Here is a 14774-nt window from a genome sequence, read left to right as displayed (position 1 = left end):
AATTTGGGTGCAGGCCGAACGCACGCGGCGCGACCACGCCCAGCATCAATCACTTCCCCTCATGCCGCCCTTCGCAAACCTCCGGCGGCACGTCGGCATCCCCCGCCATACGCTTGCGAAAGAGCCCGGTCCGCGCCAGCAGCAACGTGGTCACCGGCACCGTAATCGCCAGCAAAATCGGAATCAGCCAGGCGTGCAACACGGGCCCTTGCTTCAACGCCGAGAAATAGACAATTGACGCCAATGCCACACACCAGGCGCCAATCGTCGATGCCAGGGCCGGCGGATGCATGCGCTGGAAAAAATCCTTCATACGCAACAAGCCCAACGCGCCGATCAAGGCGAACAGGCTGCTCGACACCAGCAACACCGCCGTCATCACTTCGACCCAAAACGGCAAGACATGCATCGAATTCATTCGATCACCTCCCCACGCAGCAGGAATTTGGCGAGCGCGAACGAACCGACGAAACCAAACAGCGCGATCAGCAGCGCGGCCTCGAAGTACGTGTCGCTGGCGTAGCGAATGCCCAACACCAGCATCATCAGCATTGCCAGCAAGTACAGGTAATCGAGCGCCAAAACCCGATCCTGCGCCGACGGCCCTTTGAACAGTCGGATCAAGGTCAGGATCATCGCCCCGGTAAACAGCGACAGGCTGAGCAGGATCGCATTGGTCAGCAGCAGGCTCATTGGAAGATCTCCATCAGCGGGCGTTCGTAAGTGCGTTTGAAGTGCTCGATGAATAGCGCCTCGTCATCCAGATCGAACACGTGCATCAGCAGGACGCTGCGATCCAGCGCCAGTTCCGACCACACCGTGCCTGGCACCACGGTACAAATCATCGCCAGTGCCGCTAGCCCGTGCGCGTCGTGCAGATCCAGCGGAACCTTGACGAACATCGAGCGCGGCGGTGTGCGCCCTGCGCGCAACACCCCCCACGCCACCATCAGGTTCGAGACCAGGACATCACGACCTACTCGAAAAAACAGCTTCAGTGCCAGACCGGGCCGGCGAATGCGTGCCGGTTGCGGACGCAGCGAGGCAAATATGATGGGCGCCAACAGGCCCAGCAACGCGCCGAACAGTACGTTACCGGCGCTCAGCGACAGGTTCAGCAGCAACCACAAGGCCCATAGCGAGAGTGACAGCACCGGCGCAGGGAACAGACGCTTCATGGCTGTGCCTCCTCAGGCCCGTTGTCGGGGGAAGGTACCGGCCTGGCCGCCATGACTGACAACACATATTGCTGCGGGTCATGCAGGGCCTGCGCGGTGTCCTGCGTGTAGTGCAACAGCCCCTGCGCCTTGAACGTAAGCACAATGCAAGCGCCCAGCAGCAGCGCGATGGGAATGCATTCATTGCGTCGCAGTGCCGGTGACGGGCGATCCTGAGCCGTCCAGAAGCGCTTGATGCCCACGCGCACGAAGGCAAACAGCGAGGCCAGGCCCGAGAGAATCAACAGCGTTACCAGGGTCCAGCTGTCGGCGCGAATGGCTTCATCCTTTGCCACGTCCAGACCCAGCGGATTGAGCAAAGCGCTGATCAGCGTCAATTTGCCAAGGAAGCCCGACAGCGGCGGCATACCGATGATCAGTAGCGCGCACGCGATGAAGCTCAAACCCAGAAACGCCATGGTCCAGGGAATCACTTGACCGACTACGGCCTTCTGTTCGTCGTCCAGGTTGGTGCCCGGCAGCGGATGCAGCGACTCCATTGTCCTGGGCAACTGATCGGCGTCGTCCTCCAGCGGTATTTCGTTGGCCGAGCGCGAGCGTTCGATCAGCTCAGCCAGCAGGAACAGCGCGCTCAGCGCCAGGGTCGAGCTGACCAGATAAAACAGCGCACCCGCAGTCAGGCTCGGTTGGCCGAAGCCAATGGCCGATAGCAGAATGCCTGCCGATACCAGGATGCTCAGGCTGGCCATGCGTTCCAGGCGTTGGGCGGCAACCACCGAAATCGCCGCCACGGTCAACGTCACCATGCCACCCCAGATCAGCCATTGGCCGCCAAAGAACGCCGAGGCGCCGGCCTGACCGGAGAACAACAAGGTCCACAAACGCAGCAGGGTGTAGGCGCCGACCTTGGTCATTAGCGCAAACAGCGCAGCCACCGGTGCGCTGGCCGCGGAGTAGGCTGGCACCAGCCAGAAATTCAGTGGCCACATACCGGCCTTTGCCAGAAAAGCGACCGCGAGAATCGCTGCGCCTGCATGCAATAGGCCCAGATCGGCCTCGGACACCTGCGGAATCTTGACCGCTAGATCCGCGAGATTCAGGGTGCCGGTGACGCCATAAATCAGCGCCGCGCCAATCAGAAACAGCGACGAAGCCAGCAGATTGATAGTGATGTAATGCAGCCCCGCCGACACGCGGGCGCGACCCGAGCCGTGCAGCATCAGGCCGTAGGACGCGGCGAGCAACACCTCAAAGAACACGAACAGGTTGAACAGGTCGGCGGTCAGGAACGCGCCGTACAGCCCCATCAGTTGAATCTGGAACAGCACGTGAAAACTCGCACCCGCCCGATCCCACCGCGCTGTCGCGAACAACAGCGCACAGAAGGCGACGATGCCGGTGAGCACCAGCATCAAGGCCGAGAGGTGATCGACCACCAGCACGATGCCGAAGGGTGCCTCCCAGTTGCCCGGCAGGTATACGCCGATAGAACCCGTCGTGCCGGTCTTCTGCACCCACATCATCAGGGTGATAGCGATGGCCAGCCCCAGCGCGGTTGACAGCAGGTTGATGCGCGCCTTGAGCGGGCGATGCTTTTCCCCCAGCCAGAGCATCAGCGCCGCGGTCAGCACCGGCAGCAGGATCGGTGCAATGACCAATTGATTCATCAGGCTCATTCACTGCTCTCCCGACCGTCTACATGGTCGTTGCCGGTCAGGCCTCGGGAAGCGAGCAGCACCACCAGAAACAGCGCGGTCATGGCGAAGCTGATGACGATGGCGGTGAGCACCAGCGCCTGGGGCAGGGGGTCGGTGTAGTTGAGCAAGTCTTGCGGTACACCGTCCTTGATGATCGGCTCCTTGCCGATGAACAGGCTGCCCATGCTGAAGATGAACAGGTTGACGCCGTAGGACAGCAGGCAAAGGCCCATGACCACCTGAAAGGTCCGTGGCCGCAGGAGCAGCCATACACCCGATGCGGCGAGCACGCCAATGGCAATGGCAATGACTTCTTCCATCAAATGGCTCCTTGTGAGGTGGCAGGACTTGTCGGCGTCGCCGGCGGCGTCGGTTCGAGCGGTTGCGGCAACGAAGTCGGGCGATGGCTGCGCACCGATTGGTGGGCCAGCGCGGTGAGGATCAGCAGCGTCGATCCGACCACCACGGCATACACTCCGATGTCGAAAAACAGCGCGCTGGCGATGTGCATGTCACCCAGCACAGGCAAATTCAGGTGCGCCGTGTGGGTGGTCATGAACGGATAACCCAGGGCGATCGAACCCAGTCCTGTCGCCAGCGCAAAGAACAGCCCGGTGCCCATCCAGCGCAGGGGACGCAGGCTCATGTGCGCCTCGACCCACTGCGTACCGGCAACCATGTATTGCAGGATGAACGCCACCGACATCACCAGCCCCGCGACGAACCCACCGCCCGGCTGGTTGTGGCCGCGCATGAACAGGTACATCGAAACCACGAACGCCACCGGCAACAGCAGCCGCACCAGCACCGCAGGCACCATCATAAAGCCCAGTGCTGTGTCGGTTGCCTGGCGTGGGTTGACCAGATCAGTGACCACATCGCGCGCCAACAGGCGCTGCTGCGCGGGCAGGGCGATACTCTCCTTCGGCGGGCGGAAACGTCGCAGCAAGGCGAACACGGTCAGCGCCACCACCGCCAGTACGGTGATTTCACCGAAGGTGTCGAAGCCCCGGAAATCCACCAGCATGACGTTGACCGCGTTCGTACCACCGCCCTGGCTCAAGGCGCGGCTCAGGTAAAACTCGGAGATCGCATTCGGCGTGGGGCGTGTCAACATCGCGTAAGAAAGCAACGCCATGCCGCCTCCGACCGCAACGGCAAGGATGAAGTCGCGCACCCGGCGGGCTCTGGCGCGGTTGCGCGAGCGGTTCGGCGGCGCGACGTTTTCATTACGTCGCGGCAGCCAGCGCAGCCCCAGCAAGATCAACACGGTGGTGACCACTTCCACGGCCAGTTGGGTCAAGGCCAGATCCGGCGCGGAAAACCAGACAAACGTTACGCAGGTCATCAAACCGCAGACGCCGACCATGGTCACTGCCGCCAAGCGGTGGTACTTGGCCTGCCACGCAGCCCCGAGGGCGCAGGCGATGGCGATCAACCAGAGCACGACGAATACCCCGGAGCCGGGAATCTTTGGCCGGTTGCCCCAGGTCAGGCCGCTGTCGTACATCGGCACGAAGCCTGCAACCAGTGCCACGAATACCATCAGAAACAGTTGCGCCTGCAGGCGGCGTGTCGTCAACAGGCCTTCCAGGCCGCGGGCGACGCGCAGTTTGCTGACCAGCACGCGCTCGAACAAGCGTTTGCCATTGAGGCGCCAGACCAGCGGCGCACCTTTGAAACGATTACGCTTGAAGCGCGGACGCAGCAGCAAATAAAGGCCGATCCCGGCGCCCATGGCAATCAGGCTCATGATCATCGGCGCGTTCCAGCCGTGCCAGATCGCCAGGCTGTATTCGGGCAGGGTGCCGCCGACCACCGGTTGTGCGGCAGCTGCCAGCAACGGACCTACCGACAGCGCGGGGAAGATGCCGACGATCAGGCAGGCCAGCACCAGCAGCTCCACCGGCACGCGCATCCATCGCGGCGGTTCGTGGGGTGTGTGCGGCAGGTCGGTGGCTGTCGGGCCAAAGAACACATCCACCGTGAAGCGCAGGGAATAGGCGACGCTGAACGTCCCGGCAACGGTAGCGATCACCGGCAGCGCCGCTTCAACCCAGGCAGTGGAGCTAATGAATACGGTTTCAGCGAAAAACATTTCCTTGGACAGGAAACCGTTGAGCAGCGGCACCCCCGCCATGGCCGCGCTGGCCACCATCGCCAGTGTCGCGGTGTAAGGCATGAGCCTGATCAGCCCACTGAGTTTACGAATGTCGCGGGTGCCGCTTTCGTGGTCGATGATGCCCGCTGCCATGAACAGTGAGGCTTTGAAAGTCGCGTGGTTAAGGATATGGAAGACCGCTGCGACTGCGGCGAGCGGACTGTTTAGGCCCAGCAGCAGCGTAATCAGGCCCAGGTGGCTGATTGTGGAATAGGCAAGCAGGCCCTTGAGGTCGGTCTGGAAGATGGCGGAGTAGGCACCGATCACCAGCGTGCAGGCCCCGGCGCCGCCAACGATCCAGAACCATTGTTCACTGCCGGACAACGCGGGCCACAGCCGTGCCAGCAAAAACACTCCAGCCTTGACCATCGTCGCCGAGTGCAGATACGCCGAAACCGGCGTCGGCGCGGCCATGGCGTGGGGTAGCCAGAAGTGGAAGGGGAATTGTGCGCTCTTGCTCAGCGCGCCGATCAGGATCAAGGTCAGCAGCACCGGGTATAGCGCATGCGCGCGGATTGCATCGCCCGAGGCCAGCACCCGGTCCAGGTCGTAACTGCCGGCCACGTGGCCCAGCAGCATCATGCCGACCAGCAACGCAAGCCCGCCCGCACCGGTGACCATCAGCGCCATGTAGGCGCCACGCCTGGCGTCGGCACGGTGATGCCAATAGCCAATCAACAGGAATGAAAAGACGCTGGTCAGTTCCCAGAAAAATACGATCTGGATCAGGTTGCCGGACATCACAAGCCCGAGCATGGCGCCCATGAAGGCGAGAAAGAATGAGAAGAATCGCGGCACCGGGTCATCGGGTGACATGTAATAGCGCGCGTACAACGACACCAGCGCGCCAATGCCCAGGATCAGCATCGAAAACAGCCAGCCAAAGCCGTCCAGGCGCAACACGAAGTTCAGGCCCAGGCTGGGCAGCCAGAAGAACTCCTCGCGAATGACTCCGCCGTGGGCAATCTGCGGGTACCACAGCGCGACCTGGATGGCTGCGATGAGGGCAATCAGGCCAGCGAGAATGGATTCACTGTTGCGAGCGTTGTGCGGCAGGAGCGCCGCCAGACAGCTGCCGATGAAGGGCAGAAGCAGTAGAACTATCAGGGACATAGGCTTCTAATCTGCGAATAAATGTCAAGGATCATACGTGCCGTGCCGTGCATCACCAAACGCCAAGATGTCGCAGAATCCTACAAAGTCGTTACTCAGGAGCGTAGTTGACTGCAGGTGGTGGCGAAGGTTGGTGGCACAGGCTGGCGAAATATCCCCGTGTAGTGACTGAACTGTCGGGCCTGCCGGTTCTGGCGTCTATTGATCGCCATCCTGGGAAGGTCTGCAACACGAAAGGGCGCCGAAATGGGGATCCAGACAGGCGAAGATTGGCGCTTCTGGCTATTTACGCCACAATGCCCGCCAGTTTCCGGAGCGCCTCATGTCTGATTCCACCCAAAGCCTTGCAGTTGACGCCGTCCTCGACGCAAGCGGCCTTAATTGCCCTGAGCCTGTGATGATGCTGCACCAAAAGGTACGCGATCTGCCGCCCGGAGGCTTGCTCAAGGTCATCGCCACCGATCCCTCGACGCAGCGCGACATCCCCAAGTTCTGCGTGTTTCTGGATCACGAGTTGGTCGACAAACAGGTGGCCGATGGCATTTACCTGTACTGGATTCGTAAGAACCCGGCCTGAGCTGGCCTTGGCTGCTGCAGTGCATCGTGCTGGCCCCCCGGCGCGCTAGCGCCTACACTGCCGCGACTCCAGGGAGCCCCACCATGCGCATAGTTGCCGACGAAAATATTCCACTGCTTGACGCTTTCTTTTCAGGGTTCGGCGACATCCGTCGTCATCCGGGACGAACGCTCGATCGCGCCGCTGTGGCCGACGCCGATGTCTTGCTGGTTCGCTCGGTAACCCGGGTCAGTCGCGAGTTACTCGAAGGCTCGGCGGTTCGTTTTGTCGGCACCTGCACAATCGGCACTGACCATCTGGACCTCGATTACTTCAATCAAGCCGGCATTCAGTGGTCCAGCGCGCCCGGATGCAATGCCCGTGGGGTGGTTGATTATGTGCTTGGCAGCCTCTTGACCCTGGCCGAAATCGAAGGCGCCGACCTGACGCAACGTACCTACGGCGTGGTAGGTGCGGGCCAGGTGGGCGGTCGGCTGATCAAGGTACTGCGGGGGTTGGGCTGGAATGTACTGGTGTGCGATCCGCCGCGGCAGGCTGCCGAAGGCGGCGATTACGTCAGCTTCGATGAAATCATCGCTCGCTGCGACGTGATCAGCCTGCACACGCCGTTGAACAAGACTGGCGATCTACCGACCTGGCACCTGCTCGATCGTGCGCGCCTGCAGCAACTCCGGCAAGGCGCCTGGCTGATCAACGCGGCACGCGGGCCTATCATCGACAACGCTGCCCTGCGCCAGGTGCTGCTCGAACGTGAGGACCTGCAAGCGGTGCTGGATGTCTGGGAGCACGAGCCATCAGTGGACGTGGATCTGGCCGACTTGTGTGTCATCGGCACCCCGCACATCGCGGGCTACAGCCTCGACGGTCGCCAGCGCGGCACAGCGCAGATCTATCAGGCGTTGTGCGCATACCTCGGGCAAGCACCTGCCATCGCGCTTGCAGACCTGCTGCCCAAGCCCTGGCTGGCGCAGGTCGCGCTGGATGCCGCCAGCGATCCGGCGTGGGCGCTGAACATGATCTGCCGCAGCGTTTATGATCCGCGCCGTGACGACGCGGATTTGCGTCGCAGTCTGGTCGGCGACTCCGCCAGCCAGCGCCTGGCCTTCGATGCCCTGCGTAAGCACTATCCGCCACGTCGGGAAATCGAAGGCCTGCGGGTGAGCATCGACGGGCATTGTGCAACCCTGCAGCGGATTGTTCAGGCGCTGGGCGCGGTATCGGTTTAACGGAAAACGTACTTCACAATGTAAGCGTGAAGATCGTTGAAGACTTGATAGGGCACTGGCTCCGTGCAGCGCTCGGAGTTGGCCAAGGCCAGGTGTGCGGCTTTCAGGGTTTCGCCGCGCTCGTCAAGTGACACGATCGGCGCATTCACCAGTCTTGCGTAATTGTTGAATGCGCAGGGTTTGTTGGCTTCGGCGGTTCGCAGAATACGCATCGCGTGGTGCCGCGGCTCTATGACCACACCGTTTTCGTCGGTGATGGATTGTGGGATCAGCTCACTGGATTGGGTGCATAGACTGCGGCAGACGACGCGACGGTCCCTGAGCACTCCAAAGCCGCGCTCGTACAAGGTGATGGTGGAACCTACCGAGGCGGCGCAGGCATTTTCGAACGCTGTCAGGATCGATTGGGCATTGGCCATACTTGCGTCGATGTTCTCAAGGCTGACGAATCGCTCCAGCTCCTTGCTTTCGATACTCTTTAGCGCGCGTTCAATGGTCGATACGTGAGCGAACTCTCTCTTGCAGCCGATCAGGTGTACCTCAAACTGGTATCCCTTGCTGGCGGCATACATGGGCAGGCTCGCGAACTCGATGCTGTCCAATGCTGTTTCGATAATGATGTTGTACTTATTGGCAAACGCGTCCTGAAAAATCTTCCTGCCCAGGTCCCAAATAAACTGTTCGGTATGTGCATAAGCATGCAGCACGCCATGCTCAAGCATCTGCTCATACTGCGGATGCCGGGCCCGGTATTCAGGGATGTATGGCCTGATGAAGTCTGAATAGTGTCCGCTGGGCAGCAGGGTATTTTCCAGCAAGTAAGTCTTCCCCGCTCCTTGGGCGCCCGCCACCACAAGCAGCTTGGGCGTTTTGCCGCCATCGGATGGCTCGGCAATCGCATCGAAGATACCGGGTGCAATTTGCGCGTATGCCTGGTTGATATCGGTTTGCGTGTAGTGGTAATTCGGCGCGCTAGTCATGGCCTTTCCCTGATGTATGTTAAGTGAATAAGTCAGGGATGGACGTAATAGTGGTCGACACTTGCCTGTCAATTAAGGCGGCGTCGGATGTTTCTCAGGTTTTTGTGGCCTTGCAGCATGTGGAAGACATGCGACGCATAAAAAACCCGGCCTGGTGGCCGGGTTTAAGGGAAATCTCTTAATCTTGTTTTTCGGGTCTGACCCAGTACTTCTCGCATTCCTGGCACGCGGCCTGAACCATTTCTTCAGTGATCAGGACCTGGTTGCCATATTCGTCGACAATGGCACCGCCCAGCTGCAACTCGGGTTGGGGCAATACGACGGATGCTTGATTACTGCTGTTTTGCAAGCTCATGGCCTGTCTCCTCATCAGGTTGTGCGCTTCGATTTCGCCACCCTCGATGACCACGCCATGTCATCCCTGGACGCAATGAGCATCCTTTCATTCCAACGGTCGTAGGTTAGGTTCACCGGTCGATCATCGGACCAGTCCACTCTAACCGGCTTTGGCTAGCGTCATGACGCGGCTGATTGAAGGTGGATACCTTTATGCTGACTGGCATCCCCCGCCTGAGTTCAGCAAAGACGACGAGCGTGCATGCCAGGGCCGGTGTAGGCTTGCGCTTGAATCTCCATCGAGTGCCTTTTATGCCATCAGTTTTTTCCGGCCGTCAGCGGCACGCCATGCGCCTGGCGCTGCGGATGCTCGCGCCTTATCGCAAGCAGGCCATTGGCGCACTGGTGGCATTGATCGTCACGGCGGCCATCACGCTGTCGATGGGGCAGGGCATCAAGCTGATGGTCGATCAAGGCTTCATGACGCGATCGGTCACCTTGCTCAACGAGACCATCGGCCTGTTCATGGTGCTGGTCGTGGCGTTGGCGGTGGGCACTTTTACCCGCTTCTATCTGGTGTCGTGGATTGGCGAGCGTGTAGTGGCCGATCTGCGCAAGCAGGTGTTCGACCATCTTGTGAGCCTGCACCCCGGCTTCTACGAGAACAACCGCAGCTCGGAAATCCAGTCCCGGCTTACGGCCGATACCACATTGCTGCAATCGGTGATCGGCTCGTCGCTGTCGATGTTCCTGCGCAATGCGTTAATGGTGATCGGCGGGGTAATCCTGCTGTTTTTCACCAATCCCAAGCTCACCAGTATCGTGGTCGTGGCGCTTCCGCTTGTGGTGGCCCCGATTCTTATCTTCGGACGCCGGGTCCGCAGCCTGTCGCGAGAAAGCCAGGACCGGGTCGCCGATGTGGGCAGCTATGTGTCCGAGGCGCTGGGGCAGATCAAGACTGTCCAGGCTTACAATCACCAGGAGCAGGACCGCCAGCGTTTTTCGCAAACCGCCGAGGGCGCATTCGAAACTGCACGCAAGCGGATCCTGCAGCGTTCGTGGCTGATCACTCTGGTCATCGTGCTGGTACTCGGTGCGGTGGCGGTGATGCTCTGGGTCGGCGGCATGGACGTCATTGCCGGACGAATTTCCGGGGGGGAACTGGCGGCGTTCGTGTTCTACAGCCTGATCGTCGGCAGCGCTTTCGGCACGCTCAGCGAGGTCATTGGCGAGCTGCAACGGGCGGCGGGCGCTGCCGAACGCATTACCGAACTGCTTCAGGCGCGCAGTGATATCACACCGCCTGCGGACGATCTGATCAAGTTGCCGGAGCGCGTGAGCGGTCATCTGTCCCTGGACAACATCAGCTTTGCCTATCCCTCACGGCCCGAGCGCAACGCCATCGACGGCTTGACCCTGAACATCGAAGCGGGAGAGACCCTGGCGCTGGTGGGGCCCTCCGGAGCAGGCAAGTCGACGCTGTTCGATCTGTTGCTGCGCTTTTACGATCCCCAGCAAGGCCAGGTCTTGATCGAAGGGACGCCTGCCAGGCACGTCGACCCACAGGATCTGCGTCGCTGTTTCGCCTGGGTTTCACAGACGCCTGCGCTGTTTTACGGCAGCGTCGAGGACAACATCCGCTACGGCAATGCGAAGGCCAGTGATGAGCAGGTTCAGGCGGCGGCGCGCATTGCCCATGCGCACGAATTCATCCAGCTGTTGCCTCAGGGTTATCAAACCCATTTGGGCGACGCCGGGATGGGTTTGTCCGGTGGCCAGCGGCAACGTCTGGCCATTGCCCGTGCTCTGCTGGCCGATGCGCCGATCCTGTTGCTCGACGAAGCCACCAGCGCGCTGGATGCGCAAAGCGAATACCTGATCCAGCAAGCACTGCCCACCCTGATGCAGGGGCGTACGACTCTGGTCATCGCCCACCGGCTGGCCACGGTGCAGAATGCTGACCGGATCGCGGTAATGGATCAAGGGAAGCTCGTTGCAGTGGGCACGCATCGGCAACTGATCGCCAGCAACCCGCTCTATGCGCGGCTGGCCGCGTTGCAGTTCAATGCGGGTCATCAAGAGGAAACCGGCGTCAGGTAGCGACCCGGCTTGCCAGCCGTCGCGATATCACGGTTGGCGATAAGCGGCACTGCTTGAGGGCAGCGCTGGCAAGTGTTCATCCCATAAACGAAAAGCGGCGCCCTTGGCGCCGCTTCATCCATGGATCAGTCCTTGCGGTATTCACACAGGTAGGCGGTTTCGACGCTGACTTCCAGGTCGAATTTGCTGTTGGCCGCAATCCGGAACTGCTCGCCCGCGCCAAAGGTTTCCCACACTTCGCTGCCGGGAAGCCGCACCTTCAGTGAGCCGGAGAGGACGTGCATGATTTCACGAAGATCCGTGCCGAAGTTGTATTTTCCTGGAGCCATGACGCCGATGGTGGCTGCACCGTCGGCTTGTTGAAAGGCGATGGACTTGACGGTGCCGTCGAAATACTCGTTGACCTTGAACATGGCTGATCTCCTTGGAAAGGGCCGAAAAGGGCCGGATAGTATGCCCAACGTACAAAAGGCCGTCATCCGCTTTTATAAATGCGTCACGTCAGGACGGAATCACCAATGGCAGCAGCCGTGCAGTGTTTCGCGCATCGCTCAGGGCGCGGTGTTGCTGACCGTTAAAGTGCATGCCTGCCAGTTGCAGCGCGGCGTTCAATCCGCAGGGTTTTTGCAACTGACGCGCCTGGGCGAAGCGTTGCTTGAGGTTGATATGCGGCAGCGCGCTCAACTCGCTGGTCAGTTGCTGTTGCTGCCACTGCAACGCCAGTTGCTCGCGGTCGTAGTCGCCCCAACTGACCCAGCCCACCAATCGGGTGCGATGATGGCTCATCCACCGTTCGAATTGCGGCCATATCGTGGTCAAGACCGAGGCCGTATCGATCTGAGCCTGTTGTATGTGGGTCAGCTCCCGGCAGAACGAGGTCAGCTGAGGTCTGCGTGCCGGTCGCACGAAACGTTCGAAATGGTCGATCTCGCGTCCGGCGGAATTGACCACACAGGCGCCAATTTCAATGATTTCCATCTCTGCCACAGGCCATCCGCCCTCTTCGGTGGTGGCCTCCAGATCTAACACCAGCCAATGGGGCATTGCTCGCTCCCGTTCCCTAATCCGTGGCACCGTCATGCAGCGTAGTCCAACCTGGCTGTCGCACAGGGCTCATGGGGTGGGACTCGCCCGAGGGGAGATTGTTTGCCGTGGGCGAGGATTTTTTTCGGTTAAGCAGGCAAATACAGGCCGAGCGCTTGCTTGGTTTGAGCGCTCGGCATAAATTGCGCCGCAAGTGCCTTGCCTGATCGGTCGGACGAAAAATGAACCCGGCTTGTATTCGTTCGACCGTTGTCTAATTGTTCGCGAACGCATAGTTTACGCGTATTGCGATTCGCCAGAGGTGCTTTGTCTTGATGTCTACGCCGGTGCGGATGGCTTTGAAAACGCTGCTGTTGGCAACGGCCCCGCTTTGGGCCTGGGAGGCGGGTGCCGCGCAGATCGTGCGCATTGGCGCGGCGCATTTCCCGCCCTATACGATTCGCCCTGAACGCGGCGAAGACACCGGGCTGCTGCCGCAGATGATCAGCGCACTGAACGCCATGCAGAGCGATTATCGTTTTGAAATGGTACCGACCTCGATTCCCCGTCGTTTTCGCGATTTCCAGCAGCAACGGTTCGACATGGCAATTTTCGAGAACCCGGCGTGGGGCTGGAAAGACATCCCCCATGAAGACGTCGACATGGGGCTGGAGGACGCCGAGGTTTTTGTCGCCCATCGCGTAACGGGGCGTACGCAAAGTTATTTCGATGACCTCAATGGCAAGCGCCTGGCATTGTTCAGCGGCTACCATTACGCCTTCGCCCGGTTCAACCCCGACCCCAAGTTTCTATCGCAGCGCTACAACGCCACACTGACTTATTCCCACGACAGCAACTTGCTGATGATCCTGCGTGACCGGGCGGACATTGCGTTGGTGACGCGCTCCTACCTGAGCACGTTCATGGCGGCCAATCCGCAGGACGGCGATCAGTTACTGGTCTCCAATCGCGTGGATCAGGTGTATCGGCACTATGCCTTGCTGCGACCTAACGCCCCGATCAGCGGGGAGAAATTCAGCGAGTTGCTCCGGCAACTGCGGGAAAACGGGCAGATGTTTAAGATATTCCAACCGTTCCGAATTGCCGTGACACCCCCGGCCAGCCATCACGCCGTGGCGTGGGGCCAAACAGGTAAGGGTGATCAAGCCAGCGATAAGGGCCAGTAGCGGGGAGTGCACGGCAAGCGGGCGATGACCCTCCACCGCCCGGGGGGCTAGCGGTCGCGTGCTTCCTTGGCATCCATTTGCGCGTTGCGCTCGTGAACGCGCTTGAGCTGTTCATCGGTCAGGGGCAGTTTTTTCGCTGAATCCTTAAGCATCAGCAAACCGCCGACGATCGAGCCGATTGCAATAACCAGAATCAACCAGGCGTACCAGGGCATGAGGCTCTCTCCTTATTGTGATACCGCTTTGAGCAGCGCCGCTGCCCAGTGGTTCAATTGTAGGAGATGCCGATTGATTGATGTGGGGGTAACGGTGGTTTGCAGCGTTTGCCGATCATCGGGTCCCGTCCCGCAGGATGTTCAGCTACAATGCGCGCCGATTTCGACTTGCCAGAGAACCCGCTCATGTCCGCCTGCCAGACCCCCATCATCGTCGCCCTGGATTTCCCGACCCGCGAAGCCGCGTTGAAACTGGCCGACCAGTTGGACCCGAAACTGTGCCGGGTCAAGGTTGGCAAGGAGTTGTTTACCAGCAGCGCGTCGGGCATCGTCGAAACCCTGAACGACAAGGGCTTCGACGTGTTCCTGGACCTCAAATTTCACGACATTCCCAACACCACGGCCATGGCGGTCAAGGCTGCGGCCGAAATGGGCGTGTGGATGGTCAACGTGCATTGCTCAGGCGGCCTGCGCATGATGGCGGCCTGCCGCGACGTGCTCGATCAACGTACGGGTGCAAAACCTTTGTTGATCGGTGTAACCGTGCTGACGAGCATGGAGCGTGAAGACCTGGCGGCCATCGGTCTGGACATCGAGCCGCAAGAGCAGGTGCTGCGCCTGGCGGCATTGGCCCAAAAGGCCGGCATGGACGGTTTGGTGTGTTCGGCGCTGGAAGCGCAGGCCCTGAAAACCGCCCACCCGTCATTGCAACTGGTGACTCCCGGAATCCGCCCGGCCGGCAGTGCACAGGACGACCAACGCCGCATCCTGACCCCGCGTCAGGCACTGGATGCAGGCTCCGACTACTTGGTCATCGGTCGCCCGATCAGCCAGGCCACCGATCCGGCGAATGCCTTGGCAGCGGTGGTGGCCGAGCTGGCGTAACCAGCGGATCAGGCATGCCCTGTTGCAGTCCGTTTGCCGGGTCGCTACAGGTTGGCGTGCCGGCTCACCCGCAAGCCGGCACCTGCTTGATCATGA

General features: G+C 60.5%; 16 protein-coding genes. 5 read left to right on the top strand and 11 right to left on the bottom strand.

Annotated features, from left to right (window positions below; all coding sequences use genetic code 11):
• Positions 1-49: 49 nt before the first annotated feature.
• From B3I26_RS27085 to B3I26_RS27060, 6 genes are read right to left on the bottom strand one after another with little or no spacing between them, the layout of a single operon-like run.
• The gene (locus B3I26_RS27085; RefSeq protein ID WP_296262436.1) at positions 50-418 is read right to left on the bottom strand and encodes a Na+/H+ antiporter subunit G; all 369 of its coding nucleotides are present in this window, start codon (positions 416-418) and stop codon (positions 50-52) included.
• Positions 415-693 carry a K+/H+ antiporter subunit F gene (locus B3I26_RS27080; RefSeq protein ID WP_296262435.1) on the bottom strand — a complete coding sequence of 93 codons (279 nt, stop codon included), beginning with the start codon at positions 691-693 and terminating at the stop codon, positions 415-417. The genes B3I26_RS27085 and B3I26_RS27080 overlap by 4 nt, the downstream gene beginning before the upstream one ends.
• A complete protein-coding gene (locus tag B3I26_RS27075) occupies positions 690-1178 on the bottom strand; it encodes a Na+/H+ antiporter subunit E (RefSeq protein ID WP_296262434.1) in 489 nt (162 codons plus the stop codon). The genes B3I26_RS27080 and B3I26_RS27075 overlap by 4 nt, the downstream gene beginning before the upstream one ends.
• Positions 1175-2854, bottom strand: a complete 1680-nt coding sequence (locus B3I26_RS27070; RefSeq protein WP_296262432.1) for a monovalent cation/H+ antiporter subunit D — start codon at positions 2852-2854, stop codon at positions 1175-1177. The genes B3I26_RS27075 and B3I26_RS27070 overlap by 4 nt, the downstream gene beginning before the upstream one ends.
• On the bottom strand, positions 2851-3195 hold the full coding sequence (locus tag B3I26_RS27065) for a Na+/H+ antiporter subunit C (protein ID WP_296262430.1): 345 nt from the start codon (positions 3193-3195) through the stop codon (positions 2851-2853). The genes B3I26_RS27070 and B3I26_RS27065 overlap by 4 nt, the downstream gene beginning before the upstream one ends.
• Entirely contained in the window at positions 3195-6149 is a 2955-nt protein-coding gene (locus B3I26_RS27060; RefSeq protein ID WP_296262429.1) for a monovalent cation/H+ antiporter subunit A, read from the bottom strand. The genes B3I26_RS27065 and B3I26_RS27060 overlap by 1 nt, the downstream gene beginning before the upstream one ends.
• Before the next feature lie 322 nt (positions 6150-6471).
• On the opposite strand from B3I26_RS27060, the gene tusA reads away from it, so the two are divergent.
• Both tusA and pdxB read left to right on the top strand, forming a co-directional pair.
• A complete protein-coding gene (gene tusA, locus B3I26_RS27055) occupies positions 6472-6726 on the top strand; it encodes a sulfurtransferase TusA (RefSeq protein WP_296262428.1) in 255 nt (84 codons plus the stop codon).
• 83 nt (positions 6727-6809) lie between these two features.
• Complete coding sequence (gene pdxB, locus B3I26_RS27050) at positions 6810-7952, top strand: 4-phosphoerythronate dehydrogenase PdxB (protein WP_296262426.1); 1143 nt, start codon at positions 6810-6812, stop codon at positions 7950-7952.
• On the opposite strand, the gene B3I26_RS27045 is transcribed toward pdxB, so the two are convergent.
• Positions 7949-8932, bottom strand: a complete 984-nt coding sequence (locus B3I26_RS27045; RefSeq protein ID WP_296262424.1) for a zeta toxin family protein — start codon at positions 8930-8932, stop codon at positions 7949-7951. The genes pdxB and B3I26_RS27045 overlap by 4 nt on opposite strands.
• A gap of 178 nt (positions 8933-9110) precedes the next feature.
• The gene (locus B3I26_RS27040) at positions 9111-9287 is read right to left on the bottom strand and encodes a PA1571 family protein (protein ID WP_296262423.1); all 177 of its coding nucleotides are present in this window, start codon (positions 9285-9287) and stop codon (positions 9111-9113) included.
• A 293-nt stretch (positions 9288-9580) separates the two neighbouring features.
• On the opposite strand from B3I26_RS27040, the gene B3I26_RS27035 reads away from it, so the two are divergent.
• Positions 9581-11368, top strand: coding sequence for an ABC transporter transmembrane domain-containing protein (locus B3I26_RS27035; RefSeq protein WP_296262421.1), 1788 nt, complete (start codon positions 9581-9583; stop codon positions 11366-11368).
• 125 nt (positions 11369-11493) lie between these two features.
• On the opposite strand, the gene B3I26_RS27030 is transcribed toward B3I26_RS27035, so the two are convergent.
• On the bottom strand, positions 11494-11781 hold the full coding sequence (locus B3I26_RS27030) for a pyrimidine/purine nucleoside phosphorylase (RefSeq protein ID WP_296262419.1): 288 nt from the start codon (positions 11779-11781) through the stop codon (positions 11494-11496).
• Between the two features lie 88 nt (positions 11782-11869).
• A complete protein-coding gene (locus B3I26_RS27025) occupies positions 11870-12412 on the bottom strand; it encodes an exonuclease domain-containing protein (protein ID WP_296262417.1) in 543 nt (180 codons plus the stop codon).
• 314 nt (positions 12413-12726) lie between these two features.
• On the opposite strand from B3I26_RS27025, the gene B3I26_RS27020 reads away from it, so the two are divergent.
• Positions 12727-13578, top strand: a complete 852-nt coding sequence (locus B3I26_RS27020) for a substrate-binding periplasmic protein (protein WP_296262415.1) — start codon at positions 12727-12729, stop codon at positions 13576-13578.
• Positions 13579-13625: 47 nt separating this feature from the next.
• Here B3I26_RS27020 and B3I26_RS27015 read toward each other — a convergent pair whose 3' ends face one another.
• Positions 13626-13793 (bottom strand): DUF2897 family protein, encoded by a 168-nt coding sequence (locus tag B3I26_RS27015; RefSeq protein WP_296262413.1) that lies wholly within the window; start codon positions 13791-13793, stop codon positions 13626-13628.
• Positions 13794-13979: 186 nt separating this feature from the next.
• On the opposite strand from B3I26_RS27015, the gene pyrF reads away from it, so the two are divergent.
• On the top strand, positions 13980-14678 hold the full coding sequence (gene pyrF, locus B3I26_RS27010; protein WP_296262625.1) for an orotidine-5'-phosphate decarboxylase: 699 nt from the start codon (positions 13980-13982) through the stop codon (positions 14676-14678).
• Positions 14679-14774: the final 96 nt, after the last annotated feature.

This window comes from Pseudomonas sp. UBA5706, from assembly GCF_002419965.1.
GTDB lineage: Bacteria > Pseudomonadota > Gammaproteobacteria > Pseudomonadales > Pseudomonadaceae > Aquipseudomonas.
This window is presented reverse-complemented; position numbering and strand designations above follow the sequence as displayed.

What these genes read in the sequence shown, in the direction of transcription:
- B3I26_RS27020 (WP_296262415.1), top strand. Translation starts at nt 12,727, where the DNA reads ATGTCTACGCCGGTGCGGATGGCTTTGAAAACGCTGCTGTTGGCAACG.
- pyrF (WP_296262625.1), top strand. Translation starts at nt 13,980, where the DNA reads ATGTCCGCCTGCCAGACCCCCATCATCGTCGCCCTGGATTTCCCGACC.
- B3I26_RS27040 (WP_296262423.1), bottom strand. Translation starts at nt 9,287, where the DNA reads ATGAGCTTGCAAAACAGCAGTAATCAAGCATCCGTCGTATTGCCCCAA.
- B3I26_RS27015 (WP_296262413.1), bottom strand. Translation starts at nt 13,793, where the DNA reads ATGCCCTGGTACGCCTGGTTGATTCTGGTTATTGCAATCGGCTCGATC.
- tusA (WP_296262428.1), top strand. Translation starts at nt 6,472, where the DNA reads ATGTCTGATTCCACCCAAAGCCTTGCAGTTGACGCCGTCCTCGACGCA.
- B3I26_RS27065 (WP_296262430.1), bottom strand. Translation starts at nt 3,195, where the DNA reads ATGGAAGAAGTCATTGCCATTGCCATTGGCGTGCTCGCCGCATCGGGT.
- B3I26_RS27070 (WP_296262432.1), bottom strand. Translation starts at nt 2,854, where the DNA reads ATGAGCCTGATGAATCAATTGGTCATTGCACCGATCCTGCTGCCGGTG.
- B3I26_RS27085 (WP_296262436.1), bottom strand. Translation starts at nt 418, where the DNA reads ATGAATTCGATGCATGTCTTGCCGTTTTGGGTCGAAGTGATGACGGCG.
- B3I26_RS27080 (WP_296262435.1), bottom strand. Translation starts at nt 693, where the DNA reads ATGAGCCTGCTGCTGACCAATGCGATCCTGCTCAGCCTGTCGCTGTTT.
- B3I26_RS27030 (WP_296262419.1), bottom strand. Translation starts at nt 11,781, where the DNA reads ATGTTCAAGGTCAACGAGTATTTCGACGGCACCGTCAAGTCCATCGCC.
- pdxB (WP_296262426.1), top strand. Translation starts at nt 6,810, where the DNA reads ATGCGCATAGTTGCCGACGAAAATATTCCACTGCTTGACGCTTTCTTT.
- B3I26_RS27035 (WP_296262421.1), top strand. Translation starts at nt 9,581, where the DNA reads ATGCCATCAGTTTTTTCCGGCCGTCAGCGGCACGCCATGCGCCTGGCG.
- B3I26_RS27045 (WP_296262424.1), bottom strand. Translation starts at nt 8,932, where the DNA reads ATGACTAGCGCGCCGAATTACCACTACACGCAAACCGATATCAACCAG.
- B3I26_RS27060 (WP_296262429.1), bottom strand. Translation starts at nt 6,149, where the DNA reads ATGTCCCTGATAGTTCTACTGCTTCTGCCCTTCATCGGCAGCTGTCTG.
- B3I26_RS27025 (WP_296262417.1), bottom strand. Translation starts at nt 12,412, where the DNA reads ATGCCCCATTGGCTGGTGTTAGATCTGGAGGCCACCACCGAAGAGGGC.
- B3I26_RS27075 (WP_296262434.1), bottom strand. Translation starts at nt 1,178, where the DNA reads ATGAAGCGTCTGTTCCCTGCGCCGGTGCTGTCACTCTCGCTATGGGCC.